We start from the raw sequence: 19,262 nt of genomic DNA, 5'->3' as shown, positions 1-19,262 counted from the left end.
GACGAAATTTCTGTCGGCGATCCGGCCGTTCCTTCATAACATATCCTCTACTTGTTTGGTTGAAAATTCTTTCGGTTGCATGGTCCACGGTAAGTTCTCTATAAAAGAGAAATTATAAATTGCTGTAAGGAGGACCCGAAAAACCTCATCCACTTTGGAGCTCAATGGATAGGATCTGCTTGAAAGTACCCAGCAAGTTACAACTTCATCGAGCGAACCGAATATGACCTGCCTTGCAGTCTTTTTAGAGATGTCTTCCCGATACACACCCTTTTTCTGACCATCTTCTATGATAGATTCAATCAATTTGAAATACCTTTTGATACCTGCCTTCATCGCCTCTCTGATTTCTGAACTTGATTGTCTCGCCTCAATCTGAATGACTTTTGAAAGGGCATAGTCTTTACCGAAATAATGAAGATGATTACGGACAAGTTCGTACAATTTCAAGCGAGGGTCCTCGATGTCTTCCATCAGGCTCTCCGCTTTGGGAGCAAATTCGTAATAGATGGTATTATGGAAAAGCTTCTTCAATACATCTTCTTTGTTCGAAAAATACAGATAGACCGTACCATCACCAATACCCGCCTTTTTGGCGATCCTGGAAACAGAGGCTTTATGATAGCCCACTTCCGAAAAAACAATTTTAGCAGCATCCAGTATAAGACCGTACTTAATTTCTTTTTTATTCATAAAAAATTCACCCTGTCTTTCTACTTATTCAAGGATGGTGAATACAAAGATCTAAGTACCCCTTTGGTCACTTTCCCTACTGAATTTTTTGGAATTTCCTCGATCTTATAAACTTCTTTCGGACATCTATAATTCGCCATTTTGCTCTGACAATGCTCAATGATCGCAGCAGACGTCAGATTTGAACCTGACTTGAGAACCACATAAGCTACGACTTCTTCACCATATAGATCATCCGGAACACCGATCACAGCTGCCTCTAAGACGTCTGGAAGCTGAAAGATGATCTCCTCGATCTGTTTGGGATAGATGTTCATCCCGCCTCTTATGATCATATCCTTTTTCCGGTCGACGATATAGAAATAACCGTCTTCATCCTGATAGCCAATATCCCCTGTTGATAACCACCCATTGTTCAGGACTTTCCTTGTTTCCTCTTCATTCCGCAAGTAACCTTTCATCACATTGGGACCTTTGACCGTCAATTCACCATATTCCCCAATAGGCACCTCTTCTCCCGATTCATCAACAACCTTCAATGATTGCTTATCCAAAGGTTTACCGATCGAACCGACTTTCCTTTTGCCATCAAGGGGATTCAATGTAGATGCGCAGGTCCCTTCTGAGAGCCCCCATCCTTCGATCAGTTTAAAAGGAAAGCGCGACTCGAACTGTTCAAAAAGACTGATCGAGACAGGTGCAGCCCCACAAATGCTGAACCTCATGGAACTTAGATCATATTGGTCCTCAATCCCTTTTGGTAAATCTGCAAGATAACGGTAGACCGTAGGCACACCCGAGGTAAAGGTCGGTTTATACTGATCGACCGCAGGCAGAAATTCATCCGCAATGAATTTTTTTCGGATTACTACACTTCCCCCCTGCATCAATACAGAGGTCAACGTAAAGATGATCGCATTCACATGGAAAAGCGGAAGAATCAAGAAAGAACGGTCATTTTCTGTAAGTTGGAAGGATTTGATCGACATTTTGCACATTTCGATGATGTTTGAATGCGTCAAGAGAACGCCTTTTGGTTTCCCTGTTGTCCCAGAGGTATAGATGATCAAGCCGATCTCTTCCCTGGAAACTTTTTTTGCATCCAATCCATCGTCCAAAGTAACAGCCGGTAAATCCCAACCATCCTTTGAAACCCGTGGGTCTGAACTGATTCGGATTGAAATAATATCCGTTTTAATATGGCTGATGGCTTCCCTTGCTTTATACTCGATGTCATCCTGATAGAAATAGCATTTCGCTCTGGAATGCTCTAACTGGTAATGGATTTCCTCCGCTTTTAACGAAGGATTGATCGGAGACAAGGATGCGCCAATACGCCAGCATGCTAACAGGACATAGACGAATTCAATCGTATTCGTCGTTTGGATTGCAAGAACATCACCAGGCTGTATCCTGAACTTCTCCTCTAATCCTTTTGCCAATCTACCGACCATTGAATCCAACTTTTCGTAGGAAATTTCTTTTCCATAAAAATAAAGGGCCGTTTTTTCAGGAAACTTCTTGTTTACTTCAATAGGAAAAGTACTTAAGATAGAATGCTCCATAATCAACCTCCGCTCTACATCATTAATTTGGAAAAGAGGTTGTCCCATAAGTGTCTGACTCTCACCGTTTCCAACAACATTTTGAGAAAAGCGTGGTTTTGACACAAATTGCTGAGTTGATGATGTCCGACACTATTGTTTTGGGACAGCCCCTTTCCCGATCAATATCTTATGTGTTCTCTAGGCTGATATTTCCGCGAGCTGTCTTAATCCTATGGTGTGACAAAATCGATAAGTGTCAATTGAGGAATGAAGGTGATAAGCAGGATATCGACCAGCATCATAATCAAGAATGGGAAGACTGCCTTGACGAGCGGTTCGAATTTCGTATTCCCGATCTGGGCACCGACGAATAGAGCTATCCCGACCGGAGGCGTCACCAATCCGATCGCCAGGTTCGCAACCATGATTATTCCAAAATGGATCGGATCCACGCCGATACTCGTCATGACAGGCAGCAAGATCGGTGTAAGGATGATGATTGCTGCAATGGTTTCCATGAATGTTCCGACTAGCAACAAGAACAAATTGACCAGAAGCAAAATCATCACTGGCGATAAGTCCGATGCCATAAACATCTCTGCAATATTCTGTGGAACCCGCTCTCGCGTGAGAACCATCCCGAACAGAGAAGCCGTTCCGATAATGAACAATATCGTAGAGGTGATTACGACAGAAGATACGAGAATCTCTCGCAACGTGCTCCAGGTGATTTGCTTATAAACAAAGACTCCGATCACCAAACCATAAACAACAGCAACCACAGAAGCTTCGGTCGGCGTGAATATACCACCGTAAATCCCGCCAAGAATGATAACTGGCATCAACAGGGCGAGAATCGCATTTTTAAACGTGCCTCCTACTTTCTTTACACTGAATCCCTCAGCATTCGCCCCATATCCTTTAATAATGGAAATGATATAAGCGACCACCATCAAGGAGACCCCGATAAGGATCCCTGGTAAAATTCCAGCTATGAAGAGACTGCTGACTGAAGCACTTGCTGACACACCGTACAAGACCAATGGAACACTTGGTGGTATGATGATTCCAGTTGTACCACCGACAGCCTGAACGGCAGTTGAAAAATTACGATCATATCCCGCCTTAACCATAGCCGGAATCAAAATCCCACCAACTGCTGCGGTCGTTGCAGTCGCAGACCCTGAAATCGCAGCGAAAAACACACAGGCAACGATAGACACATGGGCAAGGCCACCTTTTAACTGACCGACTAGACTTTTCGCAAAATCAATCAGCCTTTCAGAGATCCCGCCATGCTCCATAAGTTTTCCAGCTAAAATGAAAAAGGGAGCCGCCATCAAAGGGAAAGAATCCAATGCGGCGAACATCTTTTGAGGTAAAATGATGAGTGGCATACCGGTCGCCAAAAAGAGGACTGCCACTGATGCCAATCCGAGTGCTATCGCAATTGGGACATTTATGATGATCAATCCGATCAAAATTGAAAACAATACGATTGCCAAGTTCCTTCACTTCTTTCTGAATTTCATCTCATTCGTATTTTTTTATGGTCGAATCCACTAGATTAATAGACATCAACACTCCACTGATCGGGATGATTGCATATACATAGCCCATCGGCAGATTTAATGCTGGTGACCTTTGGATCATTGACCTTCCTGTCAGTTCATAACCTTTGACGATCAACAGGACAAAGAAAACCAGGCATGCGGCTGCTGCAATCACTTGAAAAACAATCTTCAATACCCTCGGAAGTTTATCGACGATAAAATCAACCCCGATATGGGCTGCATATTTGAAAGCAATCGAAGCTCCAAGGAATGTAATCCAAATCATCAAGTATCGTGACAATTCTTCTGTCCACGGAAAAGATGATTGGATGAGCACCCTTGTCACTACCTTCAAGAAAACGAGAAGAACCATCAAAAATAAAAATAAAGCTGCTACATTTTCAGTGGCCTTGTTGACCCTATGTAAAATCGACTTCCACATAATTCATGACTCCTTATAAAAACAAAGAAAGCGCGCTTTGACACACTTTCTTTGCTCGTGTTTTCTATCAAATGAATCCGATTATTCAACGGAACGGATTCGTTCTATCAGGTCTCCAAAACGATCTTCATTTTTCTTGTAGACTGGTTCAACAGCTTTTTCGAATGCTTCAATATCGACGTCTTTCTTCTCGATGATTTCAATGCCCTTATCCATCAGATCCTTTTTCTGATCTGCTTCCATGTCTTGATTGATTTTTCTCTGAACGTCAGTAAATTCCTTGCCTTTTTCAACAAGTACTTTTTGAACGTTTTCTGGAAGCGAATCGAATTTCGCCTTGTTGATGATCAATGGCGCTGAAGCATAATAGATTCCAACTTCGCTCAAGTGCCCCTGTACCTCATACATTTTTGTGGCATGCATAACGCCATAAGAGACATCCATCCCATCTACAACCCCTTGTTGAAGGGAAGTATAAACTTCAGGGAAGGCGATTGGCGTAGCATCTGCCCCGATAGATTGATAGGTTCCAACATAAATGTCGTTTTCTACAGTCCGCAACTTTAACCCTTTGGTATCATCCGGAGAAGTGATGGCCTGGTTTTTTGTAGTCAAATGTCTGAAGCCGTTTTCCCAAAGGCCGAGTGTTTTGAACCCTTGTTCATCAATCAAGCCCATAAGCTCTTCACCAATTTCACCGTCCAACGTCTTGTACACATGTTCGATGTCTCTGAACAGGAACGGCATTTCAAGTACTGAGAACTTGTCTACGAAATTTCCGACAGGACCCGCAGTCACTAATGTCATATCAAGCGTTCCAAGCTGAACTTGCTCAACAACTTCACGTTCTCCGCCAAGCTGCCCTCCACCGTAGATATCGAATTTCACTTGTCCATCCGTCTCTTTTTCTACAGCTTCCGCAAACTGCTCTAGTCCTTTAGTATAGGAATGCTCATCTGGAGCGATGTGTCCAACTTTAATGGTAACGCTTTCATTTCCTCCATCACTGACGTTCCCCTCAGTTTTCGAGCTGCAACCAGCGATAATTCCAATAAACAAAGCAAAAGCAACAAATAAGATTGCCCCTCTTCCCTTTACCATAAAATCCCCTCTATTCCATTAATGTCTATGGATAGGATAAACTAGATTTTTTGCTAAGTCAATGAATTTTCGCACAATTTGAAATATTGACAATCCATTCATCTATTTCACTCATATAAACAAAACCATCACTCTACTACATTGGTAAGAAACATTCTTTTTCATATTTCTGATGACATATTCAATATGTTAAATCTAGTTACTACTACCAAAGTACTGTTTATGAGAATATTTAGATTAATTTATTGATTAAACTTTTAAATCCCAATATACTAAGCTTCAATCATTTGTATAGGAGGGAAGACTTTGAAGTATTCTTGGAGCAAGATTTGGATTGTTGTTTTGGTGGGAATCCTTTTGATCTCAGGTTTAAACTTCTCACTAGCAGAAGCGAAGAAAGGCGATCTACTTGAATGGAATGGACAGGAGATCGCTACCCTGGACGTAAATGGAAAGTCTTATATCCAGGTTGAACAGGCGGCACAAGCATCAGGAACCGACATACATAAAAGCAAAAACAAATACGTGATGCAATCAAGGCTGGATCGAATTCAGAAGAAAGGCGTCATCCGGGTAGGAACGACTGGTGACTATAAACCGTTCACCTACTTCAACGAGGAAACCAACGAATTCGAAGGGCTTGATATCGAAGCAGCGAAGTTGATGGCGGAAGATTTAGGAGTAGATGTAAAATTTGTCAGAACCTCTTGGCCGACATTGATGAAGGATCTCCTAGATGACAAGTTCGATATCGCAGTCGGTGGGATCAGCCGTAATACCGATCGTCAAAAAACTGCTCACTTGAGCGTTCCTTATCTGGACGATGGAAAATCACCATTGATCCGTGAAGAAGATAAAGATCGGTTCCAAAGCCTGGAGGATATTGATCAACCGGATGTCACGATTGGCGTGAATCCTGGCGGAACGAACCAAAAGTTTGTCGATGCGAACATCAAACAAGCGAATGTTGTCGTCATCGAAAATAACCTCGACATCCCGCCGATGGTCGCGGAGGGTGAAGTCGATGTCATGATCACTGACAGAGTCGAAGCAATCTACTATGCAAGTAAAGACGAAAGACTGTATGCAGCCCTGACGGATAACACATTCACGAAAAGCCAAAAAGGTTACCTCATGCATCGTAACGATCCAGCCTTACAAAACTGGGTGGATCTCTGGATGGAAGAAATGGAACTGCATGGTGAATTCGACCGCCTCAAACAAGAATGGATTTATGGTGAGGAGTAATTCAGCCCTGATTTGATCTATGGAAAGGGGCTGCCCACAAAAGTCTATTGTGTAGACTTTTGGGACAGCCCCTTGAATACTTGTTAATGATAAAGTCCGTTATCCGATTTTTGCCTGCTCGATCTTATTTTCATCTGATGGTCGTTCCTTTTTGATAGGAAAAAGCTTACGTAAATTTTCATCCCTCAACCATATTCCTGCCCAGGCCAAAACAGCTATATAGACAGGAAATAAGGTGTGGGTAAAAAGAGGGTTATCGAGACGGACATGGGTGGCAATAGCGCCCCCGAAATATCCCGTCAATAGGATTGCACCTAGGACAGAAAATCGAGGTATCATGTAAAGGATAGCAGATAAAAAACCAAGGATGCCGATTACGAAAATATGATGTTCAGAAAATCCGAGGCTCACAGTCCCTTCAACGACAGAAGCAGGTTTAAAAAACTTGGATATACTGTCAAACAGCATGAACAGAATGACCAGACCACTGATGGTCCACGCTACCCGAAACCTTCTCTTTGAAATCATATTACTCCTCCTTCAGTTCATTTTGTTTACTGAATGAAATTCTTTATTATGGCCGATACATTTTTTACCTCCCTTTCTAATTTTACACAGTCCATACTATAATCAAATCGATCTTTCCTAAAGAGTAAAAACAACTAAATCAATCAAGTCCTTTGAACGATTTTACGAAGGAATTGAAACAAATCTTAATTCATTTGCAGGTGGAGGTCTCGCACAGCACGAAGGATTTCCCTATGTACAATTGATGACTTTCATTGATGTTACGATAGAAACTATGATGGAACCAGGGTATCGTGGATGTTACTTATTAAATGCTTTAGCTGAGATTTCCGATGAGAACCATCCAGCACATAAGTACGTGTTAAAATATAAAGAGTCTTTCAAATGCGTTTATCTCATTTAACAAGGAAGGCTGGAGCACAAGATGAAACCCTAGCGAATGAGCTTATGATCGCTATTAATGGTGCACTGGTTTCAGTACCATTGGTTGGAGCTACTATTCTAGCAACTCAACTTAAAACGATCACATCACAGCTAATTAACTCAGCATTTGAACAGACTCAAGAGAAATGAATGATCATTGAATACAAACAAAATACATTTATATACAAATTACACCACATGGGTGTGATTTGTAATAACATCATATAAAAATATGTGTTTTACTAAGTTCAACGTTTATGGGAAGAGATTTTGAATTTCATAACAGAAAAAAATTAGAACACGCTAAAGTGAAATGATCTAATCAAAAGAGACTAAAACAACAAACAGCCAACTCCTTAACTTACAGGGAGTTGGTTGATTTGTGTCTATAATATGTCTAAACGTACAATTTTACCGAGTGGTCAAAAAAAGAACGAATTCTTGCCGTACCCCTATTCCACCTTTTCGGGGGGATGTGCAAAAATACCCTTAAGCGTGTTCAGAAGATCAACTCGAAGAGTCAAGTAAATCCTTTAAAAAACTCAACTGAACGTGTTTATGTTGCACAGGTCCAGTTGAGAATTAATTTCCCTATTAAACTTTTTGCTTACGAGCGCTCAATCACTGTTGCAACACCTTGACCGCCGCCAATGCATAATGTTGCTAACCCGTAACGCCCATCTCTTCGCTTTAATTCATGCAGTAACGTAACTAGAATGCGTGTCCCACTTGCGCCAATCGGGTGTCCTAATGCGATTGCTCCGCCGTTTACATTTAAAATCTCTTCATTAAATTTTAACTCTTTTCCAACGGCTACCGACTGTGCAGCAAAAGCTTCGTTTGCTTCAATAAGATTTATGTCTTCAATGGAAAGATCTGCTTTTTCCAATGCTTTTTTCGTAGCTGGAACCGGGCCAATTCCCATAATGCTTGGATCAACCCCTGCACTTGCATTCGCCCGGATTGTTGCAAGCGGCTCAAGTCCTAATTCATCTGCTTTTTGCTTGCTCATGACAACAACAGCGGCAGCTCCATCATTAACGCCCGAAGCATTACCGGCAGTTACGATACCGTCTTTTTTGAACGCTGGACGTAATCCTACCAGTTTTTCAGCAGTTGTTCCCGCCCTAGGAAATTCATCCTTTGCAAACACGATTGGTTCTCCTCTTCGCTGTGGAATTTCAACCGGAACAATTTCATCTTCAAAGAGACCAGTTTCTATTGCTGCCACCGCTTTTTGTTGACTATGGGCAGCAAACTGATCAAGTTCTTCCCTGGTCAACTCATATTGTTCACAAAGGTTTTCTGCGGTAATCCCCATATGATAATCGTTAAATGCGCACCATAAGCCATCGTGTACCATACTATCGACTACTTTTTGGTCCCCCATGCCGAATCCTGAGCGAGCACCGTTTAATAAATACGGCGCCTGGCTCATGTTCTCCATACCACCTGCAATAACAATGTCGGCATCACCGACTAAAATGGACTGTGCCGCCAAGTGAACCGCTTTTAATCCGGATCCGCACACTTTATTTATTGTCAAAGCCGGTACCTCTTTTGGTATGCCCGCTCGAATCGAAGCTTGTCGCGTTGGATTTTGACCTAATCCAGCTTGAAGAACATTCCCCATAATCACTTCATTTACTAGATCCGGGTTCATTCCGCACTTTTCCAATGCCGATTTAATAACGAGAGCGCCTAATTTTGTAGCTGAAATATCTTTCAAACTTCCATTAAAATTTCCTATTGGTGTCCGGACTGCACTTACAATGACTATTTCTTTTTGCGACAAATTTCTTCCTCTCCTTTTAAAAAACTAGTTTAATTACTGGGCACCTACTGTTATATAAGCTTTTTCTCGGCTTACCCCGGTTTTAATAGCCGCTTCAGCGACGGCAGAAGAAACAGATGTTACAACCCGTTTATCGAAAGGGTTCGGAATGACGTAATCTTCTGTTAGCTCATAAGGCTGAATAATATCAGCAATGGCATAAACGGCTGCAAGCTTCATCGCTTCGTTAATTTCTGATGCGGAAACTTCGAGTGCTCCTTTGAAAATTCCAGGAAAGGCTAGAACATTATTGATTTGGTTAGGATAGTCAGATCGTCCTGTACCGATAACGGCTACTCCCAAGGATTGGGCTTCTTCCGGCATAATTTCCGGGATAGGATTGGCCATCGCAAAAACAATCGGAGCCATGTTCATCGATTTCACCATTTCTCTTGTTAATGCACCCGCTGCGGAAACGCCGATGAAAACATCGGCATCTTTAAGTGCTTCGCTTAAAGATCCTTCGACCTTGTGATGGTTTGTTTTTTGGGCAACCTCTGCTTTAATCGAATTCATGCCAACTGTACGTCCCTCGAAAATCGCTCCTTTCGAATCACACATGATTATTTCTTTAACACCCATGTTAAGAAGAAGTTTAGTAATGGCAATCCCAGCCGCCCCCGCACCATTAACCACGACTTTGATACGATCCAACGATTTTTGGACTACTTTTAAAGCATTGATTAAACCGGCTGCCGTCACGATTGCTGTACCGTGCTGATCGTCATGAAAGACGGGGATGTTCATCTCTTTTTTCAGTCTCTCCTCAATAACAAAACAATCTGGCGCAGAGATATCCTCAAGGTTAATACCGCCAAAAGTGGGCTCCAGCCGTTTTACTGTTTCGATTACTTCTTCAGCAGTGGCTGCCTTTAGGCATATCGGAAAAGCATCAATTCCGGCAAATAACTTAAAAAGTGCTGATTTTCCTTCCATAACCGGCATAGAGGCGTCAGGTCCGATATTCCCTAGTCCGAGAACGGCAGAACCATTGGATACAACGCCTACAAGATTCCCTTTGATCGTATAATCATAAATCCGATCAGCCTTTTCGAAAATTGCTTTGCACGGATCGGCCACCCCTGGAGAATAAACCAAACTTAAATCTCTTTCATCAAAAACAGGGACCTTAACCTCAACGCTCAATTTACCTCTATGATTAAAATGAAGTTTCAGCGATTCTTCTCTTATACTCACATTATAAACTCCCTTACCATTTTTTGTTATTAGAGGACAGAAGTTTGTGCTGCTAAAGTAATTTGATTAATCCGACCCGGTAATTAATAAATCGTCCTTTATTGTCGCTAACACCGTGTTTGGAGTTACATTTTGATTTTCTTTAACTTCCAGAGACGTAATCAAACCACTCAACCCAACCGTAACTTCTTTTATAGAACCATTCTTTTCTCTTATTAAAAACAGCTTTTCCCATTCATATATATGAGATGATTCGTTTACCAAAATGTTTTCAACCTTACCATCACAAGGACTATAAATTGGCTGTATCAATGCTTGCATTTTACCCTCCTGGAAAAATTCTAAGAATGTAAATCAGCTATTTATTTTCTCAATTCTACTAATTTGATCGTTTTTCCAACCAGTCACCGACAGTTGGATAGGTTATTTTTACAGCTTTAGGCCCAAATGTTACAGACACATGACCGGTTGGCAATGTAACGTACTCTTTATCTTTACTGGATATGACGTCCATTAACGCTTTTACTTGATGCGGCTGGGCAATATGGTCTCTATCAGCTGACAAGTTGAGTACATTTGCCGTAATGTTTTTTAAGTTAACCTTACGACCGCGAATAACAAGTTCTCCTTTAATCAGCTTATTTTGTTGGTAGAAATCCCTGATCCACTGACGATACGCTTCACCTGGGAATGGAACTCCATCGGATACCCACTTTTGTAACAATTTCCAGTTTCTTATGAACTGTTCGTTGTTTGCTCGATCGACAAGACTAACGTAAGGTCCAAAAAAGTTTGTGGTCGGTTTTAACATCTTATTTCCGAAATCAATCATTTCGGGTGGGATAAGACCCAGTGTATCAACGACATTATCAATGTCAAAGTATCGCTCATCAAGGAAAGAGCCATATAAGCCTGTTTCCTCAAAATCAAATGGACTTGTCATAAATACTAAGTTGCGAACCGGCAATTCAGGATGCAAAGCGGCGAAAATAGATGTCATTGTACCGCCCATACAATAGCCAAGGACAGAAACTTCGTCTGTCTTCGATGTCTGAAGTACTTTACGAACGGCACGTGGAATGTAGTCCAAAATGTAGTCATCTAGTTTCATTGTTTTGTCTTCATAACCTGGTGTACCCCAATCAAGGAGATACACGTCAAAGCCACGGTTTACCAAATATTCTACTAAACTGTTTCCTTTTGTTAAATCTAAGATATATGGTTTATTAATAAGTGCATAAACTAATAAGAGAGGTACTTTCAACTTTGTTGACTGATCGGATGTATACCGGTATAACTTCGTTTTATTTTTTGTCCAAATAACTTCTTTCGGTGTTAGACCAACTTCCGGACCAGGTTCGGTTGTTAACACTTCCGTTGCCCTTGCTAAACGGGAATACGAATCTTGGAACTCATCAGGCATTGTTTCCATAAGCTGTTTCCACTCTTTTGAATCTGTAATGCTCATGACGTCTCACGCCTTTCCTGTTCGTTTGAAAATGAGTGCACTACATGTATAGTCCGCCGTTAATATTTAACTGCTGACCTGTGATATATTCGCTATCTTTGCATAGGAAAATGACTCCGCGCGCAATTTCTTCCGGTTGGCCAAAACGGCGTGTCGGAATTTTAGCGACAATTTGTTCACGGACATTTTCCGGAATTTCTCTAACCATATCTGTATCGATAAATCCTGGACAAATGGCATTAACCGTAATGCCGCTTTTGGCAAGCTCAAGCGCAAGAGATTTTGTGTAGCCAATCATTCCTGATTTTGCCGCAGCATAATTTGTTTGTCCGAAGCCCCCTGCCTGCCCGATAATAGAGGAAATATTAATAATGCGTCCTGCATCGGATTTAAAAAGGTGTGGTAAGGCAGCTGAGATTGTATTGTAAATACTGTTCAAATTCACGTTAATTACGGATCTCCAGTCTTCTTCACTGAGTTTTTTGAAAGTAGAGTCCCGTGTAATTCCTGCATTATTGACAACGATATCTAATGTGCCGAAATGATTAATCGCTTCTTCTACCAGTTTTTTAGATTCGTCCAAATTCGAAACATCTGCCTGCACCGCGTATGCTTCTCCGCCGATTTCCTTAAGTTCTGCGATAAGCTTTTCTGCCGGCCCCTTGCTGCTGTTATAGTTGATTACGACTTTTACACCGTTCTTAGCTAATTCCTTTGAAATTGCTTTTCCGATTCCTTTTGCGCCGCCTGTTACAATTGCTACTCTGTTGTTTAAATCTGCCATCTAGATGTGCTCCTTTATATGTTTTTTTATTGTTAAAAGACATTTTGAAAAAGCTTTTTATCGGCTATTTATTTTGTTTCTCAGCCGTTTTTTTGGCGTTTCCTGTGTTGCTTTTTTCATTCAATAAGGTAACGATTTCATTAAGTTTACTGTCCAGATTTTTTATATCATTTTTCACACGTGTCATTTCACGTTTCATTTCCACTTGGTTTACTTGATTTGTGGTGGTTTCTTCAATCAATTCTTCTAAATTATCAAGTTTTGAGTCAGCATTGATGATGAGAGATGCGATGTTTGAAAGGTCATTTCGAGTAGGAATATTCACTTGAGTTAAATAACTTTCTGTCGTTTCATCCAACATTTTCTTAAATAGGAGATTCGTTTCCAAGACTTTCCCCATCCACTCCGAGAAAAATTCTTCCTTGATTTTTTCATCCAACACGTTACTCCAATACGATTCGGACTGGTTATAAAAGTCTTTCCACAGTTCCAATGGATTCAAGTTTTTCTGTTGAGTCATTTGTTCTCTCCTTCCAATTTGAATTACATGAATCATCTTAGTTGATAAAGTTGCTGGGTTACAAGAGATTTTTTGTAATCTTTCTGTAAATTCTAAATTTATTGTTAAGGTTTATTTTCCAGAAGACAAACACGTTGAGGCTATCCTCTATACAATAGTGGCTATGATAAAAAATTTATAAAGCATACAAGTTCTCGCGATCTTTGATGGATGTGTTATATGTTGATTTGACAAATGAATCACATAGGTGTAAATTACACTTATAGATATTTAACAAAATTGTGGGTGGTACATATGTCAATGAAAAAGGGTGCGAATAACTCAACATCAAAAGATGAGAAAGTATTGGCCAGCGTTCCGAAAAACTTATTGATACCTGTACTCTTGTTAAGTCTGCGCGGTTGGAATTTGCATGGTTATAAATTGATTCAACAGTTGACCCAATTTGGTTTCCCGTCTATTGACCAGGGAAATGTTTATCGAACACTTAGACAATTAGAAAAAGAGAAAATGGTAAAGTCTGAATGGGATACGTCAACAGAAGGACCAGCAAGGCGAATCTACTCTTTAACCGATGCTGGCGAGGCTTATCTAAAAGTGTGGGCGGGCTCGCTTGAGCAATACCAATCGATTCTTAACCGTTTCTTTTTAATGTATACGGATATGTTCATGCCTTCATCTTTAACAGATCGTGACAAAAAAGACGAAGAGTAATTGCTTTTGTTGTCTCTATGAAAAGTGACACTGCAGTATTACTGCAACCACATAAATACTTAATTTTTTAAAGGAGGTTTTTAAAATGGCTGCAAACAAAAAAAGCCAAAGCAATGATCAAAATGCTTTTCATTTTGTTGACTCTTTTTGGGACAGTTGGAAAAACGGATTGAACTTCGTATACGATTCCCAAAAGGAAGTGGAAAATCTTACGCTGCAAGCATTTGAACACCAAAGAGAAGCATGGGAAAAAGTAACTGACAATATGAGCAGAATCGAAGACGAGCAAAAAAAATTAATGAAAGAACTACGTCAAACCGTTACGCAGAACATTGAAAATGTTAGCGGTGAAGAGTTAACCAAATCTTTAGAACAGTCCAATGAGCGTCTTGATGAAGTAATCAGCCGGGTTCAACAACTAACCGTAACACCTTATAAAGCGAGTTTAAATGTACTTAGTCAGTCACAACAGCACTTCCAAGAATCTATTAAATCGGTTATTGGTCAGCAACAAAAAAATCGTGAAGAACTAAAACCATTGTTTGAAGATTTTTTAAACCAAGTAAAAACAACACAAAAAGGGTTTTACAATGTATTTGAAAACAACACAAAAACGACATTAAGTAGGTTTAACTAGAACAGCGAGCATTCGCTGTTCTTTTTTTGAAATGAAATATAGAAAAATAAATATTAAATAGTAAATGGCGGGATAAAACGGGTGCACAGAAAATCTTAACGTGGTTTCAGGTGAGGATTGTATCCTAATGACGCGTCAAAAAATCCCATATTATGGATGAAGCATCCGGACCTAACGGATCCGAATAAGAACCATCTGGGCTTCCACCAGACCATGTATGTCCCATTCTGTCGATCATCCAAAGTTCGATTAAAGAAAATCCATCCTTATCATTGTAAACATGTTGTGTATAGCTTTTTCCATTTACAATACCCGCTTTTAGAAAAGCAGGTGTAACATCGGCTTTGCCTTTACCACCTTCTACAAGAAAATTAGTTTGAGCCCATTGTATAATAACCTGCTGGCCATTAATCGGGTGCACAGTGGTATCACAAATACCGTGAAAAACAATGACAGGCATTTTCCTCTTAAAATTCCCCATTTCCTCATAGGCCATTTTCCCGCACTCATACGGATCGGATGTACCTTTAATCATGACATCTTTAGCCTTTTGTGCCGTTGGATCAGTTGGAATAAATACATCTATAGCATCATACGGTAATCCGGAACATATTCCAATACCACTAAAAACATCTGGATAGGTTGCTCCCAGAATGGAGACCATGGCTGCACCTGCAGATAAACCAGCTGCATATACCTTATTTGTCTCAATACTATAATTTTTTTTGACGTCATCGATTATTCCTTTAATGATCTGAGGCTGACCTCCTTGACGATGCTGATTATAATCTAAAAACCAGTTCCAGCATCCGTCAAGATTAAATTGGGCTGGGTTAAAAGGGTTAAATGAGCGATTCATCTTAGGGTAAAGTACAATAAAGTTTTCTTGTTCAGCCAGGTCATTCATTTTTGTTTCTGCAGCAAAGTCATTCGGATCTTGTTTACAACCATGAAGCATCACCATTAAAGGTACATCGTTTCCCACTTTGTACCGGCTCGGTACATAAAGTTTATACTTGTAGCCTTTATATGTACATTCCGAGAAGCTACTCATAACATCACATCCCCCATTAAGTCCAGAAATGTTTTGAACATAGGCAACAAAATACATATCTGTATCTCGAAACCTTACGTACTTTATTTTTCACATTTGCACACGTCATTTTGATTGACTTTATTAATGTATCCTTTAAATTTCACAAAAAATCGTATTATTATAAATTTTCGCTTGTATCATCGTATAGCTTTTATGTTTATGGTTTATGCTACGGTACAGTTTGGCTGGTCGATTAATCAAATCACGGCCTTTATTTTGGTGATTGCCATTGGCATTATTGCACTAGCCGTCGGTATGCTTATTAATTGGGGACCATATTAGAATACGGCATTAATTACGAAAGGAAAATTTTACAAGGCTTACCCATAAAAGAATTTTCAGAATGACCCCAATACATTATCATTTTGGCTTAAAATACCGATGGTCAGAAACAACGATTCTCACTGTTTTGGATTTGTATCTTGGTTTTGTGCTTTAGGTAAAAATGATCAATTTTAAAGAAAGTGGAATAGGAGGAAATATAAACTGACGCATCCCGCACAGGGGTAAGCAGGAAAGGAGCCGATGGCAAAGCTGTAAATTGTTCCTGTTCTTTTGGTAAGGAAAAGGCTTTTAAAAACCTTAGATGCTCTGGCTTATAGTGTTGCAAATGGACTTATTAGATGGATCCATAATCATACCTCCGACGAATAACGATCAATTTCATTTTCCTTTATTTACCAACAAATTAGTCTAAGCATTATATCTGGTTCTTCCATAAGTATAAGTACGGCAAACTTTTCCTTAAATGTTTTATAAGGAAGTACTGGTTTGTTAGCGGCTCACTAGTATTTAGTAAGATCCTAGACGGCAGGACCCTAAGGTTAGCAGGTCTTTCACACTTTCGTACTAGCCATTCATTCCCTCAAAAAATAGCAGTTTTTTTCTGCTATTTTTTCTTTTTAACTATCAGAAATAAATAATCCCCTTGAACACTACTATATTTTGTTACTACCTCATTTATTTTCTTTGTTTCAATGTCCCTTTTTAATTTTGTACAACCATGCTCTATTTCTTCTTTTGTAGCCAAGTTTGTAAAAGTCGAAATCCCTGCACGAACAGTTTCATCCAAATAAATGCGCGGTTCATACTTCCCGCTATATAGGAAAAAGTCCTGGAGGTCAGGTTGGATCAAAATGGTTTCGTGGCCGATAATGTCAAACCCGACTGCTTGTAAGGTATTGCTGACAGTTGTTATATCCGGCATTTGCTTAGCGGAAACTTCAATAGCTTGTGGAAAATATTCTTTAAGCCAGTATGTATTCATTTGTTCAGGAGAGGAGGTGAAAATGACAAACCTTCCTTCATCAATGACCCGAAAAACTTCTTGGAACGGGACAAAAAGGTCACCAAAATGGTGGATGGAAAGAATACAAGTTACCCCATTAAATGTGTTGTTTTCATAAGGAAGGCGATTGATATCCGCCAAATCCCATTTCATTCTATTTGACTTTTGTTTTGCCTTTTCTATCATTTCAGTGGAAACGTCACACCCGGTAACATCTAAACCTGATTGTTCTAAAGCAAAGTATAGTTTCCAGTACCGCAGGCAACATCCAGTATTTTCGTTCTATCAGATGCTTGCAAATGGTTTCTCAAACGTCGAGTTATTTCCGGGTCAGCTTTACGAGTAGTATCATAGCTTTTTCCGATTTCATCATATAAGGGTTCAATGATTACCATCTCCATTTAAACTTTGCTAATTTGTTGATAACGCCTGGTTACATTCCTCCCTGATTTCCATCAAATTTTATACTCAACTACCTGTTCATATTACCATAAAGTTATAAATTTCCATCTATATAACGCTAAAAAGGCACTTTCCTTAAAAGAAAAGTGTCCGACTTTATATTTGAAGGATTCAAATATAGACTTATTCTAAAGCTGTTCTCTCAGTTCATCTGTCATTTGTTCTACTAATTCGGGTCTTCCATGAAATTGTGCTGGTGTATTTTGAAACAGCTCAATATACCAATTATTATCGTTATTGATGACAACAAGCGTGTGGTGGGTGTTGACCTCCGGCTTGATGTCCGATCCACCCAGAGGGATCATACCTGCGATGGCTCTTAAGATTGCAGCATTGTCACCGAGGAAGCGTATGTCTTTTATTTTACTGACAAATTGAGCAGTTGGATGGTCTCTGAAAATAGGGCTTAAATGAGAATAAATTTCCTTAGGGCCGATTGACTGACTTCCATCAAATCCAATACTCTCACCATGTTTAGCAAACAAACTCGCCATACCATCTGCATCACGGTTGTTCCAAGCTTCAATAAGTTGTTCATAAACTTTTTTAATATGTACTTTTTTATTTTCACTCATCGAATCCCTCCTAGTTCATATGATTGACTAATCAAGGCTCAATAAAGCCCCAACAGCTCCACTGAATTCACCATCCTCTAAAAAGAACGGCTTCCTTTCTCGTAATTGTGTATAATCTTCAATAATACGTTTTAAAAGGGGATTGGAACGGAAAGTTGAACCTATGTAAACGACAGATTGTGTATTGAACCGATGTGCAGCCTGACAGCAGATCGTGACAACAGTTTCACCGATAAGACCATTGATAGAAGCGAGTATATCAGGTATAGAAGGTTCTTCTTGAATGTAGCCATTCATTTTCCCGAAATTACTTGCTGTTAAATCCCCGGATATCGGAGGTACTGTACCTTCAAAAATATCCTTCACTTTCAAATCAACTGATTCTCTATTGCCCTCCATCATATCTTGAACAATTTCATTAAAGCTTCTTTTCTTTGTCAATAGATATGAAAGGCCCAATAAGGTCCCTCCACCAACTCCAGTTCCCCCGATTCGCTGTTGTTCTCCATCCTTTATATAATGAATGGATGTTCCGGTTCCGATGTTCGCGAGTATAAAATCGCTCCCTAATGAAAGGTTATGATGTTTTGCGAGAAATTCTACGCCACGGCAAGTCGCATCAAATTCAACGATGGATTTCACATGCGAGTCCAAGTCGTTAGCAAGCACTTGACTCTTACCACCAGTTACACATATCTTCGGGTTATCAAAGCAATTATAAAGCCAAGAAACAACATCCCCCATTTTATGAGAACTGAATGTCTGATATTTGATTTTTTCTTTATCATGATATGCAACCTTTACAAGTGTTCCGCCAGCATCAATGCCTATTCTAGTTTGTGTCATGTTAACTCCTTTTCAACAAACGGCCAGATTAATATTACTTATTCAATTTTAACATTTTTTATTGTAATTCAATGGCATAATTAAACGTACCAATTATTTCAAAATGGGAAAGTGGTGTTTTTCTCTTACTTTACCATTTAGCATGTCAACAAAATAGATCAACAATCGAACAAACAAACTTCCTGCCTCATTCAGATGCTCCGCCTCAGCCATTGCTCACGCTTTAAACCAGTACAGCGTTCATGGACTTCGTGCTAGCCAAGTTCAATTCCTGATAAATGGAAATAAAACTTATGAAAACCTCAT

Annotated in this window: 21 protein-coding genes; 4 read left to right on the top strand and 17 right to left on the bottom strand. The window is 39.9% G+C overall.

Features of this window, described 5'->3' with window-relative positions:
- Positions 1-33 precede the first annotated feature (33 nt).
- The 5 genes from ACJROX_RS08640 to dctP all read right to left on the bottom strand — a co-directional run bounded on the left by ACJROX_RS08640 (position 34) and on the right by dctP (position 5,336).
- A complete protein-coding gene (locus ACJROX_RS08640) occupies positions 34-693 on the bottom strand; it encodes a TetR/AcrR family transcriptional regulator (RefSeq protein WP_408010345.1) in 660 nt (219 codons plus the stop codon).
- 20 nt (positions 694-713) lie between these two features.
- The gene (locus ACJROX_RS08635; RefSeq protein ID WP_408010344.1) at positions 714-2,258 is read right to left on the bottom strand and encodes a class I adenylate-forming enzyme family protein; all 1,545 of its coding nucleotides are present in this window, start codon (positions 2,256-2,258) and stop codon (positions 714-716) included.
- Between the two features lie 212 nt (positions 2,259-2,470).
- Positions 2,471-3,745 carry a TRAP transporter large permease gene (locus ACJROX_RS08630; protein WP_408010343.1) on the bottom strand — a complete coding sequence of 425 codons (1,275 nt, stop codon included), beginning with the start codon at positions 3,743-3,745 and terminating at the stop codon, positions 2,471-2,473.
- Between the two features lie 28 nt (positions 3,746-3,773).
- Positions 3,774-4,235 carry a TRAP transporter small permease gene (locus tag ACJROX_RS08625; protein ID WP_408010342.1) on the bottom strand — a complete coding sequence of 154 codons (462 nt, stop codon included), beginning with the start codon at positions 4,233-4,235 and terminating at the stop codon, positions 3,774-3,776.
- A gap of 81 nt (positions 4,236-4,316) precedes the next feature.
- The gene (dctP, locus tag ACJROX_RS08620) at positions 4,317-5,336 is read right to left on the bottom strand and encodes a TRAP transporter substrate-binding protein DctP (protein ID WP_408010341.1); all 1,020 of its coding nucleotides are present in this window, start codon (positions 5,334-5,336) and stop codon (positions 4,317-4,319) included.
- Positions 5,337-5,642: 306 nt separating this feature from the next.
- Here dctP and ACJROX_RS08615 point away from each other — a divergent pair, with 306 nt between their 5' ends.
- Positions 5,643-6,584: a transporter substrate-binding domain-containing protein gene (locus tag ACJROX_RS08615; RefSeq protein ID WP_408010340.1), complete on the top strand. Its 942-nt coding sequence runs from the start codon at positions 5,643-5,645 to the stop codon at positions 6,582-6,584.
- 99 nt (positions 6,585-6,683) lie between these two features.
- On the opposite strand, the gene ACJROX_RS08610 is transcribed toward ACJROX_RS08615, so the two are convergent.
- The gene (locus ACJROX_RS08610; protein WP_408010339.1) at positions 6,684-7,112 is read right to left on the bottom strand and encodes a DoxX family protein; all 429 of its coding nucleotides are present in this window, start codon (positions 7,110-7,112) and stop codon (positions 6,684-6,686) included.
- Between the two features lie 384 nt (positions 7,113-7,496).
- Here ACJROX_RS08610 and ACJROX_RS08605 point away from each other — a divergent pair, with 384 nt between their 5' ends.
- Positions 7,497-7,685, top strand: coding sequence for a hypothetical protein (locus ACJROX_RS08605; RefSeq protein ID WP_408010338.1), 189 nt, complete (start codon positions 7,497-7,499; stop codon positions 7,683-7,685).
- A gap of 457 nt (positions 7,686-8,142) precedes the next feature.
- Here ACJROX_RS08605 and ACJROX_RS08600 read toward each other — a convergent pair whose 3' ends face one another.
- From ACJROX_RS08600 to ACJROX_RS08575, 6 genes are all read right to left on the bottom strand, one after another.
- Positions 8,143-9,330 (bottom strand): acetyl-CoA C-acetyltransferase, encoded by a 1,188-nt coding sequence (locus ACJROX_RS08600; protein WP_408010337.1) that lies wholly within the window; start codon positions 9,328-9,330, stop codon positions 8,143-8,145.
- 33 nt (positions 9,331-9,363) lie between these two features.
- Positions 9,364-10,566, bottom strand: a complete 1,203-nt coding sequence (locus tag ACJROX_RS08595; RefSeq protein ID WP_408010336.1) for an NADP-dependent malic enzyme — start codon at positions 10,564-10,566, stop codon at positions 9,364-9,366.
- 66 nt (positions 10,567-10,632) lie between these two features.
- Positions 10,633-10,887: a hypothetical protein gene (locus ACJROX_RS08590; protein WP_408010335.1), complete on the bottom strand. Its 255-nt coding sequence runs from the start codon at positions 10,885-10,887 to the stop codon at positions 10,633-10,635.
- 58 nt (positions 10,888-10,945) lie between these two features.
- Entirely contained in the window at positions 10,946-11,998 is a 1,053-nt protein-coding gene (gene phaC / locus ACJROX_RS08585; RefSeq protein WP_408011612.1) for a class III poly(R)-hydroxyalkanoic acid synthase subunit PhaC, read from the bottom strand.
- Positions 11,999-12,074: 76 nt separating this feature from the next.
- Positions 12,075-12,818, bottom strand: a complete 744-nt coding sequence (gene fabG / locus ACJROX_RS08580) for a 3-oxoacyl-[acyl-carrier-protein] reductase (RefSeq protein ID WP_408010334.1) — start codon at positions 12,816-12,818, stop codon at positions 12,075-12,077.
- 64 nt (positions 12,819-12,882) lie between these two features.
- Complete coding sequence (locus ACJROX_RS08575; RefSeq protein ID WP_408010333.1) at positions 12,883-13,338, bottom strand: polyhydroxyalkanoic acid synthase subunit PhaR; 456 nt, start codon at positions 13,336-13,338, stop codon at positions 12,883-12,885.
- Positions 13,339-13,632: 294 nt separating this feature from the next.
- Between ACJROX_RS08575 and phaQ the strand changes: the two genes are divergently transcribed.
- Positions 13,633-14,052: a poly-beta-hydroxybutyrate-responsive repressor gene (phaQ, locus tag ACJROX_RS08570; protein ID WP_408010332.1), complete on the top strand. Its 420-nt coding sequence runs from the start codon at positions 13,633-13,635 to the stop codon at positions 14,050-14,052.
- A gap of 85 nt (positions 14,053-14,137) precedes the next feature.
- Positions 14,138-14,689 carry a polyhydroxyalkanoic acid inclusion protein PhaP gene (gene phaP, locus ACJROX_RS08565; RefSeq protein ID WP_408010331.1) on the top strand — a complete coding sequence of 184 codons (552 nt, stop codon included), beginning with the start codon at positions 14,138-14,140 and terminating at the stop codon, positions 14,687-14,689.
- A 124-nt stretch (positions 14,690-14,813) separates the two neighbouring features.
- Here the strand turns inward: phaP and ACJROX_RS08560 are convergent, their stop codons facing one another.
- The 5 genes from ACJROX_RS08560 to coaW all read right to left on the bottom strand — a co-directional run bounded on the left by ACJROX_RS08560 (position 14,814) and on the right by coaW (position 18,956).
- Complete coding sequence (locus tag ACJROX_RS08560) at positions 14,814-15,800, bottom strand: alpha/beta hydrolase family esterase (protein ID WP_408010330.1); 987 nt, start codon at positions 15,798-15,800, stop codon at positions 14,814-14,816.
- Positions 15,801-16,674: 874 nt separating this feature from the next.
- Positions 16,675-17,259 (bottom strand): class I SAM-dependent methyltransferase, encoded by a 585-nt coding sequence (locus tag ACJROX_RS08555; RefSeq protein WP_408010329.1) that lies wholly within the window; start codon positions 17,257-17,259, stop codon positions 16,675-16,677.
- Between the two features lie 44 nt (positions 17,260-17,303).
- Positions 17,304-17,474, bottom strand: coding sequence for a hypothetical protein (locus tag ACJROX_RS08550; protein ID WP_408010328.1), 171 nt, complete (start codon positions 17,472-17,474; stop codon positions 17,304-17,306).
- A 189-nt stretch (positions 17,475-17,663) separates the two neighbouring features.
- Positions 17,664-18,110, bottom strand: coding sequence for an SgcJ/EcaC family oxidoreductase (locus ACJROX_RS08545; protein ID WP_408010327.1), 447 nt, complete (start codon positions 18,108-18,110; stop codon positions 17,664-17,666).
- Positions 18,111-18,137: 27 nt separating this feature from the next.
- Positions 18,138-18,956: a type II pantothenate kinase gene (gene coaW, locus ACJROX_RS08540; protein WP_408010326.1), complete on the bottom strand. Its 819-nt coding sequence runs from the start codon at positions 18,954-18,956 to the stop codon at positions 18,138-18,140.
- Positions 18,957-19,262: the final 306 nt, after the last annotated feature.

It is taken from the genome of Pseudalkalibacillus sp. A8 (assembly GCF_045920555.1).
Classification (GTDB): domain Bacteria; phylum Bacillota; class Bacilli; order Bacillales; family Fictibacillaceae; genus Pseudalkalibacillus.
This window is presented reverse-complemented; position numbering and strand designations above follow the sequence as displayed.